29 protein-coding genes are annotated in these 24,166 nt (G+C 56.6%); 7 read left to right on the plus strand and 22 right to left on the minus strand.

Annotated features, from left to right (window positions below; genetic code table 11):
• Window positions 1–94: 94 nt before the first annotated feature.
• The 6 genes from ACZ48S_RS06580 to ACZ48S_RS06605 form a co-directional block, all read right to left on the minus strand.
• Window positions 95–1,075 carry a HEAT repeat domain-containing protein gene (locus ACZ48S_RS06580; RefSeq protein WP_464211882.1) on the minus strand — a complete coding sequence of 327 codons (981 nt, stop codon included), beginning with the start codon at window positions 1,073–1,075 and terminating at the stop codon, window positions 95–97.
• Window positions 1,050–1,868 carry a PAC2 family protein gene (locus ACZ48S_RS06585; RefSeq protein WP_464211884.1) on the minus strand — a complete coding sequence of 273 codons (819 nt, stop codon included), beginning with the start codon at window positions 1,866–1,868 and terminating at the stop codon, window positions 1,050–1,052. The genes ACZ48S_RS06580 and ACZ48S_RS06585 overlap by 26 nt, the downstream gene beginning before the upstream one ends.
• A 55-nt stretch (window positions 1,869–1,923) precedes the next feature.
• Window positions 1,924–3,231 carry a TldD/PmbA family protein gene (locus tag ACZ48S_RS06590; protein ID WP_464211886.1) on the minus strand — a complete coding sequence of 436 codons (1,308 nt, stop codon included), beginning with the start codon at window positions 3,229–3,231 and terminating at the stop codon, window positions 1,924–1,926.
• Window positions 3,232–3,235: 4 nt separating this feature from the next.
• On the minus strand, window positions 3,236–4,612 hold the full coding sequence (locus ACZ48S_RS06595) for a TldD/PmbA family protein (protein ID WP_464211888.1): 1,377 nt from the start codon (window positions 4,610–4,612) through the stop codon (window positions 3,236–3,238).
• Between the two features lie 86 nt (window positions 4,613–4,698).
• Window positions 4,699–5,121, minus strand: a complete 423-nt coding sequence (locus ACZ48S_RS06600; protein WP_464211890.1) for a MaoC/PaaZ C-terminal domain-containing protein — start codon at window positions 5,119–5,121, stop codon at window positions 4,699–4,701.
• Window positions 5,114–5,536 (minus strand): FAS1-like dehydratase domain-containing protein, encoded by a 423-nt coding sequence (locus tag ACZ48S_RS06605; protein WP_464211892.1) that lies wholly within the window; start codon window positions 5,534–5,536, stop codon window positions 5,114–5,116. The genes ACZ48S_RS06600 and ACZ48S_RS06605 overlap by 8 nt, the downstream gene beginning before the upstream one ends.
• Window positions 5,537–5,709: 173 nt before the next feature.
• Here ACZ48S_RS06605 and ACZ48S_RS06610 point away from each other — a divergent pair, with 173 nt between their 5' ends.
• The 7 genes from ACZ48S_RS06610 (at window position 5,710) to ACZ48S_RS06640 (ending at window position 9,049) form a co-directional block, all read left to right on the plus strand.
• Window positions 5,710–6,060 (plus strand): twin-arginine translocase TatA/TatE family subunit, encoded by a 351-nt coding sequence (locus ACZ48S_RS06610; protein ID WP_464211894.1) that lies wholly within the window; start codon window positions 5,710–5,712, stop codon window positions 6,058–6,060.
• A 57-nt stretch (window positions 6,061–6,117) separates the two neighbouring features.
• Window positions 6,118–6,966, plus strand: a complete 849-nt coding sequence (locus ACZ48S_RS06615; RefSeq protein WP_464211896.1) for an NAD(+)/NADH kinase — start codon at window positions 6,118–6,120, stop codon at window positions 6,964–6,966.
• On the plus strand, window positions 6,966–7,439 hold the full coding sequence (locus tag ACZ48S_RS06620) for an N-acetyltransferase (RefSeq protein WP_464211898.1): 474 nt from the start codon (window positions 6,966–6,968) through the stop codon (window positions 7,437–7,439). The genes ACZ48S_RS06615 and ACZ48S_RS06620 overlap by 1 nt, the downstream gene beginning before the upstream one ends.
• Complete coding sequence (locus tag ACZ48S_RS06625; protein WP_464211900.1) at window positions 7,432–7,959, plus strand: NUDIX hydrolase; 528 nt, start codon at window positions 7,432–7,434, stop codon at window positions 7,957–7,959. Before ACZ48S_RS06620 ends, ACZ48S_RS06625 begins: the two co-directional genes overlap by 8 nt.
• A 197-nt stretch (window positions 7,960–8,156) precedes the next feature.
• Window positions 8,157–8,312 carry a hypothetical protein gene (locus tag ACZ48S_RS06630; protein WP_464211902.1) on the plus strand — a complete coding sequence of 52 codons (156 nt, stop codon included), beginning with the start codon at window positions 8,157–8,159 and terminating at the stop codon, window positions 8,310–8,312.
• Window positions 8,313–8,514: 202 nt separating this feature from the next.
• The gene (locus ACZ48S_RS06635; protein WP_464211904.1) at window positions 8,515–8,688 is read left to right on the plus strand and encodes a hypothetical protein; all 174 of its coding nucleotides are present in this window, start codon (window positions 8,515–8,517) and stop codon (window positions 8,686–8,688) included.
• 1 nt (window position 8,689) lies between these two features.
• Entirely contained in the window at window positions 8,690–9,049 is a 360-nt protein-coding gene (locus ACZ48S_RS06640) for a hypothetical protein (protein WP_464211906.1), read from the plus strand.
• A gap of 8 nt (window positions 9,050–9,057) precedes the next feature.
• Here ACZ48S_RS06640 and ACZ48S_RS06645 read toward each other — a convergent pair whose 3' ends face one another.
• The 16 genes from ACZ48S_RS06645 to amrS all read right to left on the minus strand — a co-directional run bounded on the left by ACZ48S_RS06645 (window position 9,058) and on the right by amrS (window position 24,058).
• Window positions 9,058–9,375 (minus strand): AzlD domain-containing protein, encoded by a 318-nt coding sequence (locus ACZ48S_RS06645; RefSeq protein ID WP_464211908.1) that lies wholly within the window; start codon window positions 9,373–9,375, stop codon window positions 9,058–9,060.
• Window positions 9,375–10,085: an AzlC family ABC transporter permease gene (locus ACZ48S_RS06650; RefSeq protein ID WP_464211910.1), complete on the minus strand. Its 711-nt coding sequence runs from the start codon at window positions 10,083–10,085 to the stop codon at window positions 9,375–9,377. Before ACZ48S_RS06650 ends, ACZ48S_RS06645 begins: the two co-directional genes overlap by 1 nt.
• Window positions 10,078–10,572, minus strand: a complete 495-nt coding sequence (locus ACZ48S_RS06655) for a GNAT family N-acetyltransferase (protein ID WP_464211912.1) — start codon at window positions 10,570–10,572, stop codon at window positions 10,078–10,080. Before ACZ48S_RS06655 ends, ACZ48S_RS06650 begins: the two co-directional genes overlap by 8 nt.
• Before the next feature lie 10 nt (window positions 10,573–10,582).
• A complete protein-coding gene (locus ACZ48S_RS06660; RefSeq protein WP_464211914.1) occupies window positions 10,583–10,924 on the minus strand; it encodes a histidine triad nucleotide-binding protein in 342 nt (113 codons plus the stop codon).
• A 1-nt stretch (window position 10,925) separates the two neighbouring features.
• Window positions 10,926–11,498: a Fe-S-containing hydro-lyase gene (locus tag ACZ48S_RS06665; RefSeq protein WP_464211916.1), complete on the minus strand. Its 573-nt coding sequence runs from the start codon at window positions 11,496–11,498 to the stop codon at window positions 10,926–10,928.
• Window positions 11,495–12,340 carry a fumarate hydratase gene (locus tag ACZ48S_RS06670; RefSeq protein WP_464211918.1) on the minus strand — a complete coding sequence of 282 codons (846 nt, stop codon included), beginning with the start codon at window positions 12,338–12,340 and terminating at the stop codon, window positions 11,495–11,497. The genes ACZ48S_RS06665 and ACZ48S_RS06670 overlap by 4 nt, the downstream gene beginning before the upstream one ends.
• A 62-nt stretch (window positions 12,341–12,402) precedes the next feature.
• A complete protein-coding gene (gene mdh / locus ACZ48S_RS06675) occupies window positions 12,403–13,323 on the minus strand; it encodes a malate dehydrogenase (RefSeq protein ID WP_464211920.1) in 921 nt (306 codons plus the stop codon).
• A gap of 1 nt (window position 13,324) precedes the next feature.
• Window positions 13,325–14,407 (minus strand): isocitrate/isopropylmalate dehydrogenase family protein, encoded by a 1,083-nt coding sequence (locus tag ACZ48S_RS06680; RefSeq protein ID WP_464211922.1) that lies wholly within the window; start codon window positions 14,405–14,407, stop codon window positions 13,325–13,327.
• 56 nt (window positions 14,408–14,463) lie between these two features.
• Window positions 14,464–14,958: a 3-isopropylmalate dehydratase small subunit gene (locus ACZ48S_RS06685; RefSeq protein ID WP_464211924.1), complete on the minus strand. Its 495-nt coding sequence runs from the start codon at window positions 14,956–14,958 to the stop codon at window positions 14,464–14,466.
• Window positions 14,958–16,211, minus strand: coding sequence for a 3-isopropylmalate dehydratase large subunit (locus tag ACZ48S_RS06690; RefSeq protein WP_464211926.1), 1,254 nt, complete (start codon window positions 16,209–16,211; stop codon window positions 14,958–14,960). The genes ACZ48S_RS06685 and ACZ48S_RS06690 overlap by 1 nt, the downstream gene beginning before the upstream one ends.
• Before the next feature lie 129 nt (window positions 16,212–16,340).
• Window positions 16,341–18,320: a pyruvate carboxylase subunit B gene (locus ACZ48S_RS06695; RefSeq protein ID WP_464211928.1), complete on the minus strand. Its 1,980-nt coding sequence runs from the start codon at window positions 18,318–18,320 to the stop codon at window positions 16,341–16,343.
• A 10-nt stretch (window positions 18,321–18,330) separates the two neighbouring features.
• Window positions 18,331–18,489, minus strand: coding sequence for a hypothetical protein (locus ACZ48S_RS06700; RefSeq protein ID WP_464211930.1), 159 nt, complete (start codon window positions 18,487–18,489; stop codon window positions 18,331–18,333).
• 108 nt (window positions 18,490–18,597) lie between these two features.
• Window positions 18,598–20,145: an acyl-CoA carboxylase subunit beta gene (locus tag ACZ48S_RS06705; protein ID WP_464211932.1), complete on the minus strand. Its 1,548-nt coding sequence runs from the start codon at window positions 20,143–20,145 to the stop codon at window positions 18,598–18,600.
• Window positions 20,146–20,252: 107 nt separating this feature from the next.
• On the minus strand, window positions 20,253–21,614 hold the full coding sequence (locus ACZ48S_RS06710; protein ID WP_464211934.1) for a replication-associated recombination protein A: 1,362 nt from the start codon (window positions 21,612–21,614) through the stop codon (window positions 20,253–20,255).
• A 61-nt stretch (window positions 21,615–21,675) separates the two neighbouring features.
• Window positions 21,676–22,998, minus strand: a complete 1,323-nt coding sequence (gene amrB / locus ACZ48S_RS06715) for an AmmeMemoRadiSam system protein B (protein ID WP_464211936.1) — start codon at window positions 22,996–22,998, stop codon at window positions 21,676–21,678.
• 43 nt (window positions 22,999–23,041) lie between these two features.
• A complete protein-coding gene (gene amrS / locus ACZ48S_RS06720) occupies window positions 23,042–24,058 on the minus strand; it encodes an AmmeMemoRadiSam system radical SAM enzyme (RefSeq protein WP_464211938.1) in 1,017 nt (338 codons plus the stop codon).
• Between the last annotated feature and the right edge of the window lie 108 nt (window positions 24,059–24,166).

Below are 24,166 nucleotides of genomic sequence, written 5' to 3' on the forward strand. Positions count from 1 at the left end.
TGGGGTGCGGATGCGGCCGATTTCTCAATCGTAAACAAGCGGAAACAGCAGCTCAGTAAATATATATTTTAAGTTTTTTTAATTTCCGCGGCCGCTATTTCAGACCCCTGGATTCAGCGTCATTGGACAGAATCTCCATGATTTCATCATCGGAAACCATGTCTTCCAGCACTGCCCCGGCCAGTTCCGCCATCGCCTCATCACCGCTATCCGCCAACTCCCGCAAATGACGTTCTGCTTCAGCTCCGCCGATTTTACCCAGCGCGTTGACCGAGGCCAACCGTATCTGGGCGTCAGCGTCCCGGGTCAGGCTTATAAGCTGCGGCACCGCTGATTCATCTTCAAACTCACCGCAGGCGAAAATGGCCTGGTGACGGACTTCCGGGATATCACTGGACAGTTCATCCAGCAGCATATCCAGCCACCGGGGGTCCAGGTTGCGTCCGGCGGCGCAGATGGCGCTGGCGCGCATATCGGGATCACCGGAATCATAAGCTTCGGCCACAGCTTCAGCCACTGCCGGTTCGGACAAGTAAGACACGGATTCCAGTGCCCGGCGGCGTACTTCATCGGGCTCTCCGGCGTCATTGTAAACTTCCAGCAGTTTTTCCAGCAGCAGACCGCGTATTTCCTCGCTGAGTTTTTCGTGTTCAGCCAGCAGCGCGAACTTGCCCAGCGTTTCAGCGGCCGCGGCCCGCACCCCTTCATCGGGGTCAGATTCCATAATGGGTATCATTAGCCGTATCATTGACGGGTCTTCAGCCTCCCACAAGCCCTTTACAGCGCCGCTGCGCACCGCCGCCAGGTTGTCCGATGACATGCGACGGTAAAGGGGGCTGAAATCCAGCGTGGCATCATCGTCAGCCAGTTCCAGCATGCGTCCCAGGATATGGGCCTTGCGCTCCGCCCCGATATCCACCCAGTATTTTTCAAAAAGGACAGCGTCATCCGGCGAGGCTTTGCTTAGAGCGGCAATTTCCGTATTGGTAAGCCCGGCGTCATTTTCTCCAAGCCTGGAAAGCACACCGCTGAAAGTAGGCTCTGCTGATTCAGTTTTGTGATCCGGCTTCTCCATCTTCATCCTCCTCACCGTATTCATTGCCGCTTTCCCAAATGGGTTCGGTGAAGTAATCAATATAATCCCCCATCGCCTCAGCCGCCATCTGCTTCAGGCGGCCACTGGCTTCCACCGCCTGCTCTTTAAGTTCATCAAGCTCAACATCAATATCCAGCATTTCCAGCAGCACCTCGGCAATCGCCAGGGCGGCGGTCGGATTGGGAAAGCGGGAAGCATAATGGGGAACTTCTCCCAGCAGACACATGGCATCCATCCTGCGGTCTTTAGCCACTCCCAGGAGCAGGCCGTTCAAACCGGATATCTGCAGATTACCCCCCAGCACCAGCTGGCGGGATTTAATCTCTTCAATCAGTTCAGGAGTGGTGGCGGCGCCCCATACCTTGGGCTGTTCGGAGTGATGGATGCGGGTGAGGGCAGCGGCGCAAGTGTAAATCCGCTTAACGCCGAAGCGTTCAGCCACGTCAATAACGCTGTGCGCCAGCTCATAGGTCTTGCTCTGCGGCTGGTCATCGCCCAAAAAAAGTATCAGGTCCCGCTTGCCGGGCTTATTTTTCCAGTAAAAAAACCTGCTTTCCGGAAACTGCGGTGATTCCACCAGGTTATTCTGCACCAGCACGCCAATGGGATCAAAAAAGTGGGGCGCTATTATCTCCGCCAGCGGCTTGGGAGTCAGCTTGTGAGCCAGGAAAGTTCCGACAATCAGGGCTACATTGGCAATACCCGGCCAGGCGGCCAGCATGTACGGTTCTTTCAGCTTGGGGCGTGCTATGACTTTAACTAGATTTTTCAAAAGTATCATCCCTCCGGGGAATTCACAGACTTTGGCGCGGCCGGGAATGGACTGGCTATTTTGCAGCTACGGACACCCTGGGGCAGAAGAAGGAAGGCGTATTCAGATTGCCCTCCCAGCGCGCGTCAGACGCCGCGGTAATGTTTTTCAGCAGTTTATAGACGTTTCCGGCAATTACCGTATCCTTAACCCGCCCCACTATTTTACCATTTTCTACTTTATAACCTAAGAGCACATTGCCGGAAAAATCACCCCCCATGACGTTGCCCTGTTCGGCACCCATCAGGTACTCCACCACCAATCCTTCTTTCATATCAGCCAGCAGTGCTTCAAAAGTAACATCCCCGGGGGTGACCACCAGCGCGTTCAGCGCCGGAGACGGCGCGCCGCCGCGTCCCCGGGACCCATTGCCGGTACTTTCCTTACCCGCCCGAGCGGCAGTCTTTAAATCATAATAAAAGCCGGCTACGCGCCCATTTTCCACCAGCGGCGTACGACGTCCGGGCACGCCCTCATCATCACAGGGCTGGGAAGAAGGACGCCAGGGGATAAGGGCATCATCGTAGATTGAAAGACGTTCATCAAACACCTGCTCGCCCATTTTCTGAGCCAGCGGCGAAGCGCCTTCCAGAACCGTCTTGCCGTTCAGTGCCGAGGCCAGCGCCGGCATGAAAGCGCTGCCCACACCGGATGGGGTAAAAAGCACCGGCATTTCAGCGGACCTGACGGCGATATTGGTTTCCGCCCGCTCCAGCTGGGTCAGCACGTTGTTAATTATGGTCTCGGTACCGGAAATAACCCGGCAGTCATCCTCACCGTCACCGACGAACAGCATATCTGTCCCCCGCACCCGGGTTCCCTGGACTCCGGCGGCCATGATCGTTTTATGGTAGGAGGCCGAGCCGCCGCGGGAATTCAGCAGTCGCACCAATGCCCGGGCGGTCTCCACTCCGGCATCGCACATAACATCGGGGTAACGTTCTGTGACTGAGCCAATCATGTGTTCACCCATGGCTACCATGTCCGCGGTAGCCACCTCCGGTACCGAACCGTCCCAGATATCAAGGTCAGCATAAGACTGCGGGCCGGGCATCTGGTAATCCACCGGCTGCCCGTAGCGGGCCGTCTCCAGGGCCATCTCCAGCAGTTTCTCGTCATCATCAGGCCGGGTACTTACCGCCAGCCCCAGGCGTCCTTCCTTGATAAGACGCAGTGTTAACACAGTACTCTGCTTGGCCTGCAGTCCTTTCAGTCTGTTGGCTTCAAAATCCACCTGGGTTTCTTCTTTTTCGACAATAAACAGGTCCGCCTGCTCGGCTGAAGCGGATGCTTTCTCCAGCAAGATCTCAAATCGGTTTTCCATGTAACTAACGGCCTCCTATCAGGCAGGGTTGAATACGGATGTGGGGCGAGCCGTTGGAAACCGCCAGCGGCGACTGTCCGCCCTTGCCGCAGCCGCCGCCCTGGTTCATATCCAGGTCGTTGCCGATAGCGTCAATACGCTGAAGCGTTTCAAACACGTTGCCGGACAGCACCACAGGCCGAACCAGTTCCTCAACTCGGCCGTTGCGTATCATATAGGCTTCTCCGGCGGAGAAGGTGAACATCTCCATTGAAGTGGTGCCGCCGTACCAGTTGCGGGCGTAAATACCTTCTTTTATATCGCCGATCATCTGCTCAAAAGTGGTATCCCGGGGTTCAATATAGGTATTGCTCATGCGCACTATCGGTTCATGACGGAAGGAAATAGACCGGGCGCTGCCGGTGGGCGCTTCATTCATCTTGGCCGCTGTCTCCCGGGAATGCAGCCGTCCGACCAATTCTCCCTCACGGATTAAATGCACCCGCTGCCCGGGTGTGCCTTCATCGTCATAGGCGTAACTGCCGCGGAGGTCCGGCATGGTGGCGTCATCAATTATATTGAGATGCTCGCCGCCGAAGCGGCGTCCCAGTACCATGATTTCTTTCATCTGGGGGTTTTCATAGATGTGGTCGGCTTCCGACAAATGGCCGAAGGCCTCATGGACGAAAACCCCGGCCAGCACCGGATCCAGCACTACGGTGTATTCGCCGCCTTTAACCTGGGGAGCGGCAAGCAATTCTTTGGCGCGTTCGGCCGTATCCCTGGCCTGCTGGTGCAGTCCCCGGATGGCATTGAAATCACCACGGGAGCCCAGGGAAACCCCGGACTGCTGGACCTCGCCGCCGGAAGCGGCCACCGCGTTTATACGGAGGGTGATATCAGCCCTCTCCTGGCTGATGAAGCTGCCTTCGGAATTGAGCAGAACGGAGCGACGATAACTGTCTCCGTAGCCGATGACGCTGGTCTGCAGTCCGTCAACCGCCCAGAGGGCTTCATTATATTCATCCAGTAGCGTTTTCTTATCCGCCAGGCTGACCAGCCTGGGGTCATGGGCTTTATCAATGGCAACAGTTGCCTCCACCGCCGGAAGAGTGGAAAGCTGACTGCGTCCCGCCCCGGCCAGCCTGGCCTGTTCTACCGCCTGCTCAATGCGTTTTTCAAGGCCGTCGAGTGAATTGAAGCTGGCAAAACCCCATCCGCCGTTGACCAGCGCTCTTACATTACCGCCGGAATCCCGGGTTCGGGTGGCTGTTTCCATCTCCCGGCCGCGGTAACTGATGGCGCTGGCTTCGGTTTCTTCCAGGTGAATTTCTATGTGATCGGCACGATAGCGACCCAGCTTGCCGCTCAAGTGCTGGGCTGTATGGTTAATATCAGGCATGTTTATTCCTTTTATAGGGGGGATAATTTAAGTTTAACGGCGGTTGGGCAGAGTGTCAATCAGCGCGCGACTAACAGGAAGAAATATCAGCGGCTGATGACTACCGTGGCTTTGCCGGTGACCGTTTTTTCACCCCGGGGATTTTCTGTCCACACGTTGAGACTGACCCGGCCGTCACCGTCATCGGACTTGCCGCTTATCACGCCGCGGCAGACAAAATCCTCGCCGGGAAAGGTCATCGCCCGGTAACTGACCGAAAATTTACTTATTGAACCGGCTTCTCCCAGCCAGTCGGTCAGCAGCTGCATCAGACAGGCGCTGACCAGTTGGCCGTGCACCACTATTCCGGGCAATCCCCGCGACGCCGCGGCGTCGCGGTCATAGTGAATGGGATTATAATCACCGGAAGCACCAGCGTACATCACCAGCTGACGCGGTGTCGGGCGCTTGGTCAGCGACGGAATTTCCATACCGGTGACAATACCTTCAAAATTCAATTTATCAGCCATTATGCGTCACCAGCGCCGTCTGTCGGCAGAACGCCGCCTTTTCCCCCGCTTGATTAAGGTATTCAATATCAAAATTAACAAATACCGTAATTCCGTTGACCGAACGCCGCTCCCGGGCTGAGGCAATCCTGGACTTCATTTTTATGGTATCCCCGACCAGCACCGGCAGATAAAATTCCACCTCGGTGGCCCCGTGGAGTACCGCGATCTGGTCAGAAGACGCCAGCATTTCATAAATCCGGTCGAAACCCAGTGCCGGCACCAGCGACGGCGGAGCCTCGCTCTGCCAGCGGGGGTTTTGGTCACCTACAGCGGCGGTGAATTTAGTCACCACGCTTTTTTCAATGGCGAAACCCAGTTCCGGCAGTTCATAACCCGCCATGTCCTTGAGCTGACTTACCGGAACGCGTTCCATGAGTTAAGATTATCCCATCGCCGGCGGTGATGTCAAAACCCGCCGCCTTCGGTCCCATTCGGGAAAAAGGCGGCATAAAAGTTTAAATGACTAAAAAAGCATTACCTTTTCAGCGTTGTTTATGCTATCATTAGCCTTAATATTCCTAATCTAAACTGATGAGTCAATAATTTATGAGAATCGGACCGGGTGAACTGCTGCTGGTTGTCGCCGTGATACTGATACTGGTCGGCGCCAGCCGGATGAAATCCGTAACCCAGGAAGTAAAACGCCAGAGGGAAGAGGCCGCCCAGTCGGAGCGTGCCGCCAAGCCCGCTTCTTCATCATCTTCCGCCCCCCGGACTCGTTCGTCCGTTAAATATCCCCAGCTGCAGCTTCTCGGCGTGCTGGTCATGCTGGCCGGCGGAGCCACCATGGTTATCGGCTACATGATGAGTCAGCCGGATATCACCGTCTTTTCCCTGATCGGCATCGGGGTGGTCGCTTTGGGCATCGCCTTCATCATCCTGTCCCGGCGGCGTTAATACCGCTTTGACACCCCGTTTAACCGGTGTTACACTCATTTTTATCGGGATACATTCATGAATTTTAAACGTATCGGCATTATATATCACCCGCTTAACAAAGCAGCCCTTGAACTGGGTAAAAAAATAGCTGATTATTTGAAAGCCGCCGGAGCCGGGCACTGGATGACTTCAGCCTGGGACAGCCAGAAACTCAAAGACCAGATGGACGGCACCGACCTAATCATCACCGCCGGCGGTGACGGCACTATACTCCGCGCCGCCCAGGCGGCTTTGCCGCTGGACATACCCATTACCAGCGTCAACCTGGGGAAACTCGGCTTTTTAACTGAACTGCCCGCCGCTGAGGCACTGGAACTGCTGCCGCGGATACTGGACGGAGAAGGCTGGAGTGACTATCGCACTGTGCTGGAAGTTGAATTCCAGCCGCTTGACCATAAACAGGGCCATAAACAGCAATTCTTCGCCGTCAACGACATGGTAGCCGCCCGCGGCGGCATCGCCCGCATCATCAGCGTGGAGTGCCATGTAGGCAATGCCCGCTACGCCGCGTACCACGGCGACGGCGTTATTACCGCCACCGCCACCGGCTCCACCGGTTACAACTTTGCCGCCGGCGGGCCGGTGATGCATCCCCAGTCCCCGGAAATACTGCTTACACCCATCCTGCCGCACCTGGGCCGCAGTTATTCACTAGTAGTTCCCACCGACAAAACCATCTTCCTAAAGATCAGCACCAATCACCAGGCCACCATGTGCATTGACGGGCATATCAACCTGCCGCTGGCCACCGGCGACGCCATCAGCGTCAGCACCAGCCGGCACCGGCTGCATTTCCTGCGGCTGAGCAATCCGGACTCTTTTTATACTAAAACCGACCAAAAACTTAAGGGGAACCGAACATAATGGATGTCCAGAAAGCCACTATCAAAGAAGCCAAGCAGATTCACAAGCTGGTTAATTCACAGGCGGACAACGGCCAGATGCTGGCCCGCCCGCTGTCCGAAATATACGAAAATATCCGTGATTTTTTTGTAGTCCGTGAAGGCGAAAGGATACTGGCCTGTGCCGCGCTGCACATCAGCTGGGCTGACCTGGCCGAGGTCAAATCGCTGGCGGTAGAAGCCGAACACCGCCGCCGCAAGCTGGGTACACTCCTGGTCAATGCCTGCCTGGATGAGGCGGCATCACTGGGTATTACCACCGTATTCTGCCTGACCTACCAGCCGGAGTTCTTCGGTACCTGCGGCTTCAAACTGGTGGAAAAGAAGGAACTGCCGCACAAGGTCTGGGGAGAATGCTACCGCTGCCCCAAGTTCCCGGACTGCGATGAATCAGCCATGATATACCACACCGCGGCGGTGCCGGCCGGTGCCTGATACCGGAAAAACGGAACAACGCACCGTCTTCCGGGGCAAGGTCATCACCGTACGCCAGGACATCGTAACCCAGGCCGACGGCACCAGGAAACAATGGGACGTGGTGGAATACCCGCATGCCGTGGCCATTGTTGCCGTTGATAAAAACGGTGAGTTTCTGTTGGTAAGGCAGTACCGCCACGCTGTTGCCTCTGAACTGCTGGAAGTACCGGCCGGCGGCATTGAAGACGGGGAATCCCCGGAAGACGCGGTCCGACGCGAGATGCAGGAAGAGACCGGCTATTACCCGAACAACGTAGAGCTTCTGACCGAATTTTATTCGGCTCCCGGCTATTCGACTGAAAGATTGTATCTTTTCCTGGCCGCGGAACTGAACCCGGCCCGATTGGTGGCTGAAGACACCGAGGAGATTACTTTGGTCAAAGCCTCCTCGGACGATGTGCGGCGGATGATTAAAACCGGCGTCATAGCCGACAGCAAGAGCATCGCCGGACTGCTGTTTTACCTTGATAATTCCTAGCTTCCGCTGCCAACGTTTGCCGCTGAGTCATTGACAGCCCGGCAAGAGCTTTGTAAAATAACACCATACGCTGGCTGTTTCCCGCAACCCTCCAGCAACCCCTTGCAGTTCGCGGTTTCTGAAAAACTCATAAAAAAACCTCTCTCCTGGAACAGGTGCGGAAAATTGCCGGCGCAATAACTTAATGGAGGCATTTTATGAAGAATATCAAGAATTTTTTCATCGTTTCCCTTCTGGTACTGGGCCTTATCGGTACCGCTCTAATGGCTGCCGGCTGCGAGGAGCTTGAAGAAGGCCTGGACGATGTCGGTATTGAGCCTGAAGTCGCGGCGTCTAGCGTCTGGAACACCTAAGCCACGCAATCTTGTTTAAAAGCAGGACTACTGAACTGCCGGCTGTCCGCGGACTGCCCAAATAATACTTAAGCAATGGGGGCACGATATTTATTTTCGTGCCCCCTTTTTTACTCTCCGGCCGCGACGGTAAATAAATTGACAGCAGGCAAAGCCGGTAATAAACTACAAGAACGCACACTACTGTAAAGGAGCCTGCTGCATGGAACAGAAATTCAACAGCGTCGGCAGACAGTTCAGATGGCTGGGTGTTATTGTCTTTCTGATCGGAGTATTCATGGCTATGCTGGAGGCGGAAGGCGGGGTAGTAATTATCGCCCTGGGCCTGGTAACCGCAGTCCAGGGATCAATCATCGAATATTTCTTCCGGACTTAGCATGAACTGGTCAGTAAAGTCAGTAGTCTTCACCGCCATCAATGTCTTTTTCGTTACCTGGCTGGTCATCACCCTGGCCACTCTGCTCCAGGTGATCGGAGGAGAGGACCCGCTGGCGCTCGTCGGTGTGATGATAGCCGGTTTTGCCTTCCTGGCCGCGGGCATTGCCTTACTGCTGCTGCACCGGTCTTTCACCGTTCCGCTGGCCGGCCGCGCCCTGCCTTTCATCGCCTTCATCAGCTTCATCGCCATTGCCGTTTCCAACGTTTCCTATGTTACGCTGTGGCTGGGTGTGGTGTTATCCGCCGCGCTGCTTATCGGCAGTATAATTACCGCTGTAATGACCCTGCGCGGAACTTAAATCAATAATTAAACAAGCAAACTCAGCGCCCAGTACACCGCCATCCCCAGCAGTACCGCGCCCCACAGATTACGCATCCTGTAGGAAAAAAGCAGTACCGCAGCCGCCGGTACCAGGAGCTGCGGTTCCAGGCTGAGACCTTCACCTTCCGCGGCAAAAACAGCCGGGAACACCAGGGCCGCCAGCACCGCTACCGGCACATATTCCAGGAAGATGCTCAGCTGCCCCGGCACCTTCAATCGACTCATAAAAGCCATGGGCAGGAAACGCGGGATGAAGGTTACCGCGGCCATGCCCACTATAATCAGCAGTATCTCCGGGCGCATTACCTGCCGTCCTCTTCTTTCCAGGGTCGGGAAACCGCTCCCCGCTGCCGCGAAAGCCACAGGCCGGCCGCCGACGCGCCCACCGCGGCAATGATGATGTGAAGATTATTGGGTAGCAGGCCATGAAAACTCAGTGCCAGTACACCGGCTACCGCGGCCACAATGATATGCACCCGGTTTCTCACTTGCATCACCAGCAGGCAGATGAAAAGCGCCGTCATGGCAAAGGGTATGCCGTAAGAATTGCTGTCGATGATGGAACCGAACAGCGCCCCGATGACGGAGCCGGTAATCCATGAAGAATAGGCCGTCATCTGCAGTGCCATCAGGTAATTCGGACGGCCGGCAATCAGCGAGGTATCAGCCATGGCTACGGCGAAAGACTCGTCAGTTACTTTGCCGGAAAGCGGCACTACCTTGCGCAGCGGCAGCCCCTTGAAATAGCGCGCCAGGGCGGAAGTCATCAGCACGTGCCGTGAATTTACGATAAAAGTGGTTAAAATAATCGGGAAAGCGGCCGCGCCGGCTCCCAGCATACTGACGGCGATAAACTGTGACGCCCCGGCAAAAACAAAAACGCTCATTCCGGCCGTTTCCAGGGTGGATAATCCGGCCGCCCTGGCGAGCACCCCGTAAGCCATGCCCACCGGCAGGTAGCCCAGGACAATAGGCATGGCAGCCTTGATGCCCTGTTTTATGTCTTCAGACAAGCCGCAGCTCCATTATCAGTCCCTGTTCCGGAATATCTATGCTGCTGTCGGCAATATACTCAAAACCCGCCTCATCATACAGCCGCCGAGCGGTTTCCAGCTGCTCCACCGTCCACAACCAGACTGATTTGAAGCCCAGTCGGCGGCAAAATTCCAGGGCACGGCGGAGCAGCTCCCGTCCGATGCCCTCGCCGCGGTAGTCTGCCTCAACCATAAACCAGCGCAAACGGGCGCCGGGGCGGTACTGCTGACTGCCTACCACGGCAAGATAACCCACCAGCCGGTTTCCGGCATGAGCGGTCAGCAGCAGGTCACGCTGGGCATCATATTGCTCATGAAATTCACAAAGCTGCCGGGCCATCATCACTTCAAAATTCATGCCGGGTACGGCGTGAAACACGTCATAGTGCTCACCCTGCAGCTGAACCATGCGGCCGAGGTAACCGGGCTGAAAGCCTTCCTGGTAACTTATATCCTTATCAGACACGTTTTATCCGCTATCCCAGTTCTCCGGAAAGCTGCCGACCGCCCAGCAGGTGAAAATGCACATGGCCAACCACCTGCCCGCCTTCCTGGCCGGAATTGACGGCTACGCGGTAGCCTCTTTCGGAAATGCCCTCCTGCCGGGCCAGCTGACTGGCAATTTTAAAAATATGAGCCACTATTTCATAATCACCATTCTGCAGTTCGGTAAGATTGCTGAAATGCCGCACCGGAATAAGTAGTATATGCACCGGAGCCTGGGGAGATATATCCCTGAAAGCCACCACTTTGTCATCTTTATGTAATATTTCCGAAGGCACGTCCCCGGCGGCTATTTTGCAAAAAATACAATCCATATCAGACCTCCCTGCTGCTGGTTTGATACTGCTTAGGCCCGGTGTTGAATAGATCATTACCCCGGGCGTCAACGGCCACCACGGCCGGAAAACGCTCAACTTCAAGCCTCAACACTGCCTCGGCGCCGAGTTCTTCATAGGCCACCGCTTCGGCGCTTTTAACCCTGACCGAAAGCAGCGCCCCGGCCCCGCCGACAGTAGCCAGGTAGACGGCCCCGTACTGCTTAATAGCGGCCACCACTTCAGCGGAACGGTTGCCCTTGCCCATCATTAAGCGCAGTCCTTGGCTTATCAGTCGCGGCGTGTAGCGGTCCATCCTGGCGCTGGTGGTGGGTCCGCAGGCACCGATGACGCTGCCCGGCCGAGCGGGAGTCGGCCCCATGTAGTAAATGAGCGCAGATGCCAGGTCAACCGGCAGTGATTCACCCCGGTCAAGCGCTTCAATAAATCGCCGGTGTGCCGCGTCACGGGCAGCGTAGATGGTACCGGAAAGCATCAGCTTATCACCGGCCTTGAGTCCGGTGATGGTATCCCCGGAAAGGGGCAGTTCTAATTCACGCCAGGGCTGCTTCACAGTATCTCCTCCCGGTGCCGGGCACTGTGGCACTGCAAATTGACTGCCACCGGCAGACTAGCAATATGGCACGGCATACTTATTACATGAACCGCCAGGGCGGTAACCGTACCACCCAGGCCCAGCGGGCCGATGCCCAGCTGATTTACCCGGTTTAATATTTCCTGTTCCAGTGCCGCTTCATCAGAATTTGGAGACGGCTGGCCGACTTTGCGCAGAAGCGCGCGCTTGGCCAGCAGCATGCAGGCTTCCGCCGTACCGCCGATGCCGATACCGACAATCAGCGGCGGACAGGCCTTGCCTCCGGCATCGGTAACCGTTTTTACCGCGGCTTCGATAATGCCTTCCCGGCCTTCAGCCGGTTTGAGCATACACAGGCGGCTCATGTTTTCCGCCCCGGAGCCTTTGGCCATCAGGCTCACCTTAACCCGGTCGCCGGGCACTATACGATAATGCAGCACCGGCGGTGTATTATCACCGGTATTGGTTCTTTCCGTAAAAGGTTTGCTGACCATCGACCGGCGCAGATAACCCTGGCGATACCCCCGGCGCACACCCTCGGTTACCGCCTCTTCCAGGTCACCACCAGCAATGTGAACCTCCTGGCCGATGTCCAGAAAGACCACCGCCACACCGGTATCCTGGCACAGCGGCCGGCGAAGTTCCGGCGCCCGGTTGGCGTTCTCTGTCAGGATATCAAGTAACTCCCGTCCCAGCTGAGAGCGCTCAATACTGCCGGCCCGGTCCAGGGCGACCATCACGTCGGAGCTTATTTCATAATTGGCTTCTTCTGCCAGTCGAGCTACGATTCGGGTAATTTCCGAGGCTTGAATTTCACGCATGGGGTAATTATAAGCCAGTCAGGGTGCGGCTGTCATTGGGTGGTTTGCCATTATCCGGCAGACTAAAGCTCAAGCAGTTCCACGGTCTGGCGTACCGCCGCAGCGGAGACCTCCAGCGCTGAGACCTCCTCGGCATTCAGCGCCAGTTCAATAACTTCCTGGATACCTCCGGCGCCAAGCCTGACCGGCACGCCGGCCACCACATCGGACAAGCCGTACTCTCCCTCCAGCAGCGTAGCGCAGTTCATCTGGACGCTGGAATCGTTGACCACGGCATCAATCATATAAGCCACTGAGGCTGAAGGCGCGTAAAAAGCCGAGCCGGTTTTCAGGTAGCCAACTATCTCCGCGCCGCCGTTGACGGTACGCTCGATAAAGGACCTCTGTTTTGGTTTATCCATCAGGTCGGACATGGGCTTGCCCTGTACCGTGGTGAAACGGGGTAAAACCACCATGTTGCTGCCGTGCTCCCCCATTACGCAGGGAAAAACCTCGGCAGCGGCAACGTCGAATTCCTCGGCCAGGAAAGCCGCCAGGCGGCCGCCGTCCAGCACCCCGGAAAGACCGAAAACCCGCTCCCGCGGCAGACCGCTGGTCTTAAGCGCCAGGTAAGTCATGGCGTCAACCGGGTTGGTAACAATGATAAACACCGCCTCCGGCGACAAGGCTAGTGACTTCTGCATCACCTCCCGTATAATCTTGGCGTTGATGCCTAATAGTTCTTCCCGGGTCATACCCGGCTTGCGGGCGATGCCGGCGGTGATAACCACCATGTCAGAGCCGGCGGTTACCTCGTAAGAATTGGAACCAACCAGCCTGTGGGTAAAGCCGATTACATTAGCCGACTGCCGCATATCCAGCGTCTTGCCCTGGGGGATTCCCTCGACCACGTCAACCAGGGCGATGTCGGCAAAATCTTTTTCGATGAGCCTTTGAGCCAGCGTAGCGCCTACATTGCCGGCGCCGACAACAGTGATTTTCATCCTATTTACCCTGGTCCATCTTGTTGATTATGGCATCAGCTACTTCTGAGGTTCCTGCCGGAGCAACCCCCTCAGCCGCCAGGTCATAGGTAACGCTCTGGCCTTCGGCAATAACCGCGGCAATAGCTGCTTCCATCCGGTCGGCGGCATCAAATTCATTTAAGTGTCGCAGCATCAGCACGCCGGACAGCATCATCGCCATCGGGTTGACCTTGTTCTGTCCCTTATACTTGGGGGCGCTGCCGTGGGTCGGCTCAAATACCGCATATTCATCACCGATATTGCCGCCGGGCGCCACTCCCAGGCCGCCGATAAGACCGGCGCACAGGTCTGAAAGTATATCGCCGTAGAGATTGGGGCAGACAGCCACGTCAAACTGCGCCGGATTCCTGACCAGCTGCATACTCATATTATCCACGATGCGGTCTTCAAATTCGATATCAGGATAATCCTTGGCTACTTCGCGGGCCACCGATAGAAACAGGCCGTCGGAGAATTTCAGGATATTGGCCTTATGCACCGCGGTAACCTTTTTCCTGTTATAGCGACGGGCGTATTCAAAGGCGAATTTAACGATGCGCCGCGTGCCGGTTTCGGAAATCATCTTTATGGAGAAACCGGCGTCATCCCGGATCTGTTTTTCACCCTTGTCCCGCAGCAGCCCCTTGAGCTTTTCCGCCCAGTCAGTACCGCGCTCAAACTCAATACCGGCATAAAGGTCTTCCATGTTCTCCCGCACGATTACCAGGTCGATGTCGCGGTAACGCGAAGGCACACCGGGATAGCTCTTGCAGGGACGCAGACAGGTGTACAGGTCCAGCGCCTTGCGGATGGCCACGTTGACACTACGGAAACCGGACCCGACCGGTGTGGTAATGGGCCCTTTAATGGCCGTTTTATTCCGCTTGATGGAATCCAGTACGTGGTCCGGCAGCGGCGTACCGAACTCTTCAATGACGTCAGTGCCGGCATGGACTACTTCCCAGTTGAAGCGAACGCCGGTGGCTTCCAGTACCCGCCGTGTGGCTTCAGATATTTCCGGCCCGATGCCGTCGCCGGGAATCAAAGTTACGTTGTGAATCATATTACTCCTTAATTATCAGGCTGCAATGAGCCGCGGCTCGGCGAGTACAGCCTTTATTATATCTTGAAATAACCATGTTTTCTGATATACGGTTTCAGGCCGCCCTCGTTCAGGATGGCCAGCATGGCGTCCGGTATCTTGCTTGAACTTATGGTTTCACCGTTGGTCGTGTTGCTGATGATGCCGGAAGCCAGGTCTATTTCCAACTCATCACCCTCATTTATCTTGTCGGTATCGCAAACCAGTACCGGCAGACCGACATTGATGGCATTGCGGAAAAAGATGCGGGCCACAGACTTGACCAGTACCGCCGAAACCCCGGCCATCTTGATAATTACCGGGGCGTGCTCCCGGGAGGAACCCAGGCCGAAATTACTGCCGCCGACCACGAAATCCCCGGGTTTGACCCGGGAAGCAAAGGTGGGGTCGGCATCCTCCAGAACGTGCTTGGCCAGCTCCGGTAGATTGCTCCGCAGGTGAACCAGCCGCCCCGGCGCGATCAGGTCGGTGGATATATTATCGCCGAATTTAAAAGCCTTGCCTTTCAGCATTACACTACCTCCCGCGGGTCAGTAATTACCCCGGTAACAGCCGAAGCCGCCGCCGTAGCTGTACTTGACAGGTAAATAAAGCCTTCCGGATTACCCATGCGCCCCAGGAAGTTGCGGTTGGCGGTGGACAGGCAAACTTCGCCGTCGCCCAATACGCCCTGGTGAACGCCCAGGCATCCGGCGCAGCCGGGCGGCAGAATAACCGCTCCGGCCTCAATCAGCGTCTGTATGTAGCCCAGTTTCATACCGGCCAGCAGCACCTGCGGCGAGGCGGGAGCTACCAGTAGCCGGGTGCCCGGATGGCGCCGCTTGCCTTTCAGAATCCGGGCCGCTTCCTGCAGGTCCGACAGACGGCCGTTGGTACAGGTGCCGATGAACACCTGGTCAACCTTTATATCCTTCAGCTGACGGGCAGTGGCGGTATTATCCACTGTATGCGGCTTGGCCACCGTCGGCTCCAGCAGTGACAAATCAATATCAATAATCTTCTCATAGACAGTATCGGCATCAACGGAAAGCGGCTGGTAGTCACCGCCGCGGCCCAGTCCTTCCAGGTACCGGCGGGTCAGTTCGTCTGAGGGGAAGAGCCCCACCTTGGCGCCGGCTTCCACCGCCATGTTGGCCACCGTAAGCCGGTCAGTAACCGGCATGGCGGCCACTCCCTCGCCGCCGAATTCCAGCGCTTTATAGGTCGCCCCGTCAGCGCCGATCATTCCGATGAGGTGCAGTATCAAATCCTTGGCGGAAACGTTGGGCTGAAAACTTCCGGTCAGCCGGATGAAAAAGGTCTCCGGCACCCGGAACCAGGTCTTGCCCAGGCCAAAGGCCGCGGCCACGTCGGAGGAACCCATGCCGGTAGCAAAGGCTCCCAGCCCGCCGGCGGTTACCGTGTGAGAATCAGCCCCGACGATAACGTCGCCCGGCCGGGCGTATTTTTCCGCCATTATCTGGTGGCAGACGCCCTCGCCGACATCGGACAGCACCGCGCCGTAATCCGCGGCGAACTTGCGCAGAAAGGTGTGGTCGCAGGAAAGCTGTTTCTGGGGCGAAGGAGCGGCGTGGTCGATAAAAAGGATGGTGTGCGACGGATTGGCCAGCTTCGGCAGCCCCAGGTCCAAAAATTCACGGACGGTCAGCGGCCCGGTGGTATCTTGCACCAGCGCCCAGTCAACCGGTGAAACTATGATGTCGCCCGGTTTTACGTCGCCGCCTGTCTTAGCGGAGAGTATTTTTTGAGCCAGTGTTTTTCCCATAAGTAATAAATCCTGATTTTTAATTTTTTGGACAGTTATTTCCGGTTTTTACCAAGCCATACAGACAAAGACAAACAGCCGGCACCGCAACCGCGGCAGAACGGATTTCGCCTTTTTAAAGAGCGCTCGCTAAGGCTTGACTACCGCCAGCACATCGTCCCGGGAAACACGGTCACCAATATCATAGCGAATTTCCACCACGGTACCATCAACCGGAGCCGGCAGGTCAATAGCCATCTTCATCGCCTCCAGCACCACTACGGTATCACCGGATTTTACCTGGGCGCCTTTCTCCACTTCATAGCGGATGATGACTCCCGGCATGGGCGCCGTGACCCCTTCGCCGTCAGCCGGCGGCGTACCGCCGGAGGACTTGGGTGCGGACTCCTCTTTCTTGGGTTGAGCCTTCTCGGCCGTTTGCGGCGCCTCGGCTGATTTTTCCGCTTCGGCCGGCTTCTGGCCGGAGGCTGCCGGCGGGGGAGCGGAGGGCGGCGGCGCGGCAGCCGGAGCGCTGCCGGCAGATGAGGCCTCTACACCGACATGATAAACCTGGTTGTCCAGGTGAACGTAAAAATAGCGTAAGCCACCGGCCGGTGCCGGTGCCGCGGACGGAGTCGGGGTAGCGGCTGGTTCGGCACCTTTCTCCACCAGCTTCCCGGACTTGGCCTTGGCCACCAGCTCGTCTTCACGCTTAATATCTTCCAGCGTCTTGGGCCTGATATCCTCGGGCGGCTCTTCCAGGCCGTATTTCCATTTCAGGAAGCGCATGCCTACCTGCGGATAGAGCGCGTAGGTCAGCACGTCACCCAGGTCCTTGGCAATATCCTTGGTGGCTTCTTTAGCCGCTTCCATTTCCGGTTCCAGGACATCGGCGGGGCGTACGGTAATCGGCTCCTCGCCGCGTTCATAACCCTCAAGGGCCAGTTTCTGGACTTCCGGGTCAACCGGCATCGGCGGGCGGCCGTAAAGACCGTAGAAATAATCCTTGACTTGGGATGAAATCACCTTGTAACGGCCGAAAAGCACGTTCTGCACCGCCTGGATGCCGACAATTTGGCTGGTCGGAGTTACCAGCGGCGGAACGCCCATATCCTTGCGGACGCGGGGTATTTCCTCATATACCTCTTCAATGCGGTCAAGCGCGCCGGCTTCCCGCAGCTGACTGACCAGGTTGGAGATCATGCCGCCGGGTACCTGGTGCTCCAGCACGGCGGTGTCAATAACAGCCATCTTGGTGTTATCCATAAAGTCCCGGTACTTGGGACCTACGGTCTCAAAATATTCGCCCAGTTTCAGCAGCTGGTGCAGGTCAAGCCCGGTATCCCGGGACTGTCCGGCCAGCGCCGCTACGAAAGGCTCTACCGCCGGATGCGAGGTGCGCAGCGCGAAAGGCGCCAGGCAGGTATCAACCATATCAGCTCCGGCCTCAACCGCCTTGTACATACTCATGGAAGCCATGCCGCTGGTGTAGTGCGAGTGGAAATGCACCGGTATTTTTATAGCTTTTTTCAAGGCCTTAACCAGGCTGTAGGCGTCATTGGGCGAAATCAGCCCGGCCATATCCTTGATGCAGAAACTGTCGGCTCCCATGGCCTCAAAAGCCTGGGCTTTCTCAATATAATAATCCAGGTGATAAACCGGCCCGCCCATATTCCGTTCGGTCAGGGAATAGCTGATGGCCAGCTGGGCGTGCTTGCCCTTGGATTTAATGGCCTTCAAAGCGGTTTCGAAGTTGCGCTCATCATTAACGGCGTCAAAAACGCGGAAAATATCTACCCCGCAGTCGGCGGCGTGCTCTACAAACGCGGTCACCACGTCATCAGCGTAATTGCGGTATCCCACCAGGTTCTGCCCGCGCAGCAGCATTTGCAGAGGCGTGTTCGGGGCCTGCTTTTTAATCTGGCGCAGTCTTTCCCAGGGGTCTTCATTCAGAAAGCGGATGGGCACGTCAAAGGTGGCCCCGCCCCATACTTCCAGGGAATAGAAACCCGCCTTGTCCATGTCGGCTACGATACCCAGGATATCCTCGGTGCTCATCCTGGTAGCCATCAGTGACTGGTGTCCGTCACGCAGCGTCAAGTCAGTTATCTTCAGTGGTTTAGCCGGCATAATTCCCCCTTTAAACGGCGGCGTTTTCCGTATCCATATAGGCAGCTACGGCGGTAGCGACAACGGCCTTCAGGCGCGCGTCACCCCGCGGTAGAACAATACCGCCCTCGGACTCCATATAAGCCCTCACGGCCGCGCTTATTATAGCGATTTCCGGTTGTTTCATCATCTTTTTCCCGATAAAAGGCAAAAAATCACCACGCTATTTTACTGGAAATCGGCTCACAATCCAATAACGGCGCTTTTTCAGTATCGTCGGAACGGCAGCGGAATGGTATTACAGCGGCATGTTGCCGTGTTTTTTAGGCGGATTAACCGCCTGCTTGCCATCCAGCACCTGCAGTGATTTTATCAGATAAGAACGGGTCTCGGCCGGGATAATGACATCGTCAATATACCCCATGGCTGCCGCCTGGTAGGGATTATCAAATTTTTCACGATATTCGGCTACGCAGCGGCTGCGCTCTGCCGCCGGATCAGCCGCCCCGGCTATCTGCTTGCGCTGGATTACGGAAACCGCCCCTTCAGCGCCCATAACCGCTATCTCGGCGCACGGCCAGGCCAGGTTGATGTCGCCGCGCAGGTGGCGGGAACTCATCACAATATAGGCGCCGCCGTAGGCCTTGCGGGTGATGACGGTAATTTTGGGCACCGTAGCCTCAGCGTAGGCATAGATTAACTTGGCCCCGTGACGGATGATGCCGCCATGCTCCTGTTCCACCCCGGGCAGAAAGCCGGGCACATCTACAAAACTGACCAGCGGAATATTAAAGGAATCGCAGCAGCGCACGAATCGGGCGGCCTTGACAGAGGCGTTGATGTCAATCACACCGGCCAGGTAGCAGGGCTGCTGGGCCACGATGCCGACACTGCGGCCATCAATGCGGCAGAAGCCGACAATGATATTGGGAGCAAAAGCGGCCTGGACCTCCAGGAATTCCCCGTTGTCGGCTACCGCGCTGATGATTTTTTTCATGTCATAACCCCGGCGCGAATCTTCGGGAACGATACTGTTCAATGACTCGTCATGATGTCGGTCAGCGCCTTTTTTAGACGGCTGCCGCAACGGCTTTTCCTTATAACTGGACGGCAGAAAGGACAGCAGGCGCCTCACTTGTTCAAAGCATTCCATTTCGGAATTAGCGGTGAAATGGGCCACCCCGCTTTTTTTGGCGTGGGCATCAGCACCGCCCAAGCCTTCGTGGGTAACCTCTTCACCGGTAACTGCCTTGACCACGTCAGGGCCGGTAATATACATCTGCCCCATACCGCGGACCATAAAGACAAAGTCGGTCAGCGCCGGACCGTACACCGCCCCGCCGGCGGAAGGGCCGACGATAATGGAAATCTGAGGGATCGAGCCGGAAGCCAGCGCGTTCAGCAGCAGAATATCACCTACACCGCACAGACTGGCCACCCCTTCCTGGATGCGGGCGCCGCCGGAATCATTGACGGCAATCAGCGGTGAACCGGAGTCAATGGCCATCTGCATGATCTGCCGTACTTTCTGGCCGACCACCTCGGAAATGGAACCGCCCAGCACAGTGAAATCCTGGGAATAGATAAAAACCTGCCGGCCATCGATGGTACCGCTGCCGGTAACCACGGCGTCACCGGGATGCCGCTGTGCGTCCAGGCTGAAATCGGATGACCGGTGGGTGCAGAAAGCTGAAAGCTCCACAAATGAACCGTCATCCAGCAGTTTTTCGATGCGCTCCCTGGCGGTAAGCTTGCCGCGGGCGTGCTGCGCCTTGACCCTGGCTTCACCGCCGCCAAGGGCTATCTCTGATTTCTTTTCTTTCAGCGTATTGAACTTGTGTTTCATTGAACGACCATTCACTTTTATGTTTAAGGCTATATTAGCATACGATTACCCCCGGGGCAACAGGAAAAATGCTCAAAAACCGGGATTAACCTTATCCGGCGCCGGGCTTACTTGGAGTCAGGTCCGCCGGATTCCCCGCCTCCCCGGCTGGCGAACCACCGCCGCAGCCTGGCGGCCGCCTCTTTTTCATAACCCTGGTCCGATGGATGATAGAATTTCTGGTCTTCCAATGATTCCGGCAGGTTTTGCTGCCGGACAAAATGACCCGGATAATCATGGGCGTATTTATAATTTTTGCCGTAGCCAAGTTGCTTCATCAGGCCGGTGGGTGCGTTCCGCAGGTGCAGCGGCACCGGCTCAATCGGATGAGCGGCAATATGCTGCTGTACCTTTTTATATGCGGCATAAACTGAATTGCTTTTCGGAGCAGTGGCCAGGTAAACCACCGCCTGGGCCAGCGCCGTGTTGGCCTCCGGCATACCCAGGAAATGCGCTGCCTGCTGGGCAGCCACGGCGATTACCAGCGCCTGCGGGTCAGCCATGCCCACGTCCTCGGAAGCAAAACGCACCAGTCGCCGGGCCACGTACAGCGGATCTTCTCCCGCCTCCAGCATCCGTCCCAGCCAGTAGATAGCGGCGTCCGGATCGGAGCCTCTCATAGTTTTATGTAAAGCGGATATAATATCAAAGTGCTGTTCACCGGCGCGGTCATACAGCAGAGTCTTAGCCTGGGCCGCGTCTCCCACCGCCTCAACTGTCACCGGTCGCAGCCCGTTTTCGTCAGGAGGCGTGGTTCTCGCTGCCAGTTCCAGGATATTCAGCGCAATGCGGGCATCTCCGGATGATAGGCTGACGATATGCTCAACCGCGTCCTCGTCTAAAACCACCCCGGATTCCCCGAGGCCCCGTTCCCGGTCAGCGGCGGCCTTTTTCAGCAGTAGTTTTACCTGTTCCGACGTCAGTCCGTTCAGCACATAGGTACGGGCTCGCGACAGAAGCGGTGAAATCACCTCAAAGGAAGGGTTTTCCGTAGTCGCCCCGATGAGAGTAACCGTGCCGTCCTCCACATACGGTAAAATGGTATCCTGCTGAGCCTTATTGAAACGGTGTATTTCATCAATAAACAGTATGGTTCGCTGCTGTTGGGCCAGCCGACGCTGTTTTGCTTGTTCAATAACTTTCCGCAGGTCGGCCACGCCGGCGCTGACGGCGCTGACCTGGGCGAAATAGGCGCTGGTAGCCCTGGCCATCAGGAGCGCCAGGGTGGTTTTGCCGGAACCGGGAGGTCCCCAGAGTATGATGGACGGCAATTCCCCGGCATCAATAGCCCGGCGAAGCGCCCGGTTTTCTCCCACCAGGTGTTCCTGTCCGATATATTCATCGAGCGACCGCGGTCTCATCCGAGCCGCCAGCGGGGCCGTTTCATTCTTCATTTTTTCAAAGTGAGCCTCAAACATGTCCTGCGGCATTTCTGCTTCTCCCCAACCGGCCTCCGTTCAGGTCCCGGATCAACCGAATCAGGTCAATCCTTCAGCGGTATCTTTTTACTTCAAAACGGTACAGCTTAACCGGCTCATCCGGCCCAATGCCAGCCTTCTGGCGGCAGATGCTTACCTGTTCCTCAGCGGTACTTACCCCTTCCAGGTCCGGCAGCAGCAGCCCCCGCCGCTGGCCCCTTTCCACGATGACACCGTATCGGGCCGGGTCAAGCTCTTCAAATTCAGCCGGTTCCGGCGGCGTCAGTACGTCTACGCTGTAATTCAGTTGCTCCAGTTCATCCTCGGAAACGGGTAAAAATCGCGGGTCGCGAGTCGCGGCGGCAACAGCGTTAACGATAATCTCTTCAGCTACATTCGGCCGAGACGGTTCGAAGGTACCGATGCAGCCCCGCAGCTTGCCTTCTTTTTTAATAGAAACAAATACCCCGGCCTGCTGCTGCATTTCCGGCGCCGGTTCCGCCGGCGGTTTAATCATCCTTCGATGACGCGTAAAAGTCTCCACTGCCTCGCGGGCCAGGCTTACCAGCGGCGATTTGGGACGGCGATGGACAATGATGCCGGCATAGCCGACCACCGAGGAAAAGTCGCCGGAGGCATCGCCGGAGGTCTGGTAGCGCACCAGCTCGGCGCTACCGGCGCCAATGGTCTTGGCGGCAGCCAGCATGGCTACCGCCGGAGCGTAGCCGCACATGGAAATCCTCTCCCCTATCACCCGCTGCAGCAGAGCTTCTTCATCCATGGCCAGTATCGCCTCAATCGCCCGCTGGTCCTTGGCCGACGCCGCCTGCTGGGGTTCATAATGGGTCATATCGGAAGAAGCTACCATCACCACTTTCTTGCCCGGCGATTCCTGGATGGCCTGGGCAATAGAAGCGCCGATTTCCCGGTACACCTCCAGCGTAGCCACCGCCAGCACGATAGGCACTATTTTGAGATCGGGCTTGAAATACTGCAGCAGCGGCAGCTGAACTTCAATGGAATGCTCCCCCTGGTGGGCAGTGCGGTCCTCCTGCAGATACTTGGAATTGACCAGGATGCTCTGCGCCAGTTCCGAATCTATCGGCACCTCCCCCAGCGGCGTCTGCCAGGAGCCGACGGTCATGATGCTGAACGGCTTACCCATGCCGGTATGATTGGGGCCAAGAATAATATAGGTGTCAGCCGGCTCAATCCGGGCCATTACCGAGGCGGCGACGGCGCCGGAATAAATATAGCCGGCGTGGGGAGATATAATGCCCGCCGCCTCAATTTTTTCATCGGTTTTTTCCACAAAAGACTCGATAAAGGCCCGCAGCTGTTCCGCGGTGCCCGGGTAAAATTTACCCGACGCGATCGGGTGTCTTATCATGGCCATAATTTCCGGTGCCTCCTTATTAATAATGCTTTACCCCGCCGCTTTAGCGCCGGAAGTTCAGCTCGGCGCCGCAATAACGGCAGCGGGCGCCGTCGAGTCCGGTTGCAACGGCGCTGAAGCCGCTGCGACGGACCACTTCGCGGCCGCAGTGGTAACAAACCGTATTGCTGTATTCATTGCCGGGCAAGTTGCCTAGGTAAACGAATTCCAGGCCGGCCGCCCGTCCCAGCCGGCGGGCGCGCTCCAGCGTTGCCGGCGGCGTTGCTTCATGATTATCCATCTGCCGGCGGGGATAAAAACGGGTGACGTGCCAGGGAGTCAGCGGCCCCAGTTCACGGGCTATCCAGCCGGCGATACCGGAAAGCTGCTTATCATCATCGTTTATCCCGGGTATGATATTGGTGACCACTTCCAGGTGCATCGCCCAGTCTCTGGCTGCCCGCTCGGCGATGCGCAGGATGCCTTCAAAATGGGATATGCCCCCGATTTTCCGATAGGCTGCGTCACTGAAACCCTTAATGTCCACCCGCCAGGCGTCCAGGTAAGGCCCGATGGCCTCAAGCTGTTCGGCTGAAGCGTAGCCATTGGTTACATACACAGTATAAAGACCCTGTTTTTTGGCCATCCTGGCCGTTTCCAGAGTATATTCCAGCCATATCGACGGCTCATTATAGGTCCAGGCTATGCCGCCGCAGTCGGCTTCCAGGGCCATCATCACCGCCTGTTCCGGCAGGAGCCGGCGGGATCGCAGCAGTCCGTCATCCGTTTCCGGACAGGCTATCTCCCAGTTCTGGCAGCCGCGGCAATGAAAATTACAGCCCCAGGTTCCCAGGGAAAAAACTTTTGAGCCGGGATAAAAATGGTACAGCGGCTTTTTTTCTATGGGGTCAACGGCCATGGAAGAAACCCGGGCGTAATTCAGGTTGAACAGTTGCCCGGCCTCGTTGCGGTACATCCGGCAAACGCCGTAATGCCCGTCATTGATGCGGCAATACCACTGGCAGGTACGACATTTGACTCTGTTGCCGTCCAGTTTGTCCCACAGTAGAGCAGGCTGCATATTCATCATCCTCTTAAAATTATAACACTCCGGAATTAATGTAAATACCCCCTATCGTCGGGTAAATTTTCACGCTATACTGTAAGCGGCAAATCATTCACAGGAGGA

The organism is Dehalogenimonas sp. NIT-SK1 (genome assembly GCF_055384165.1).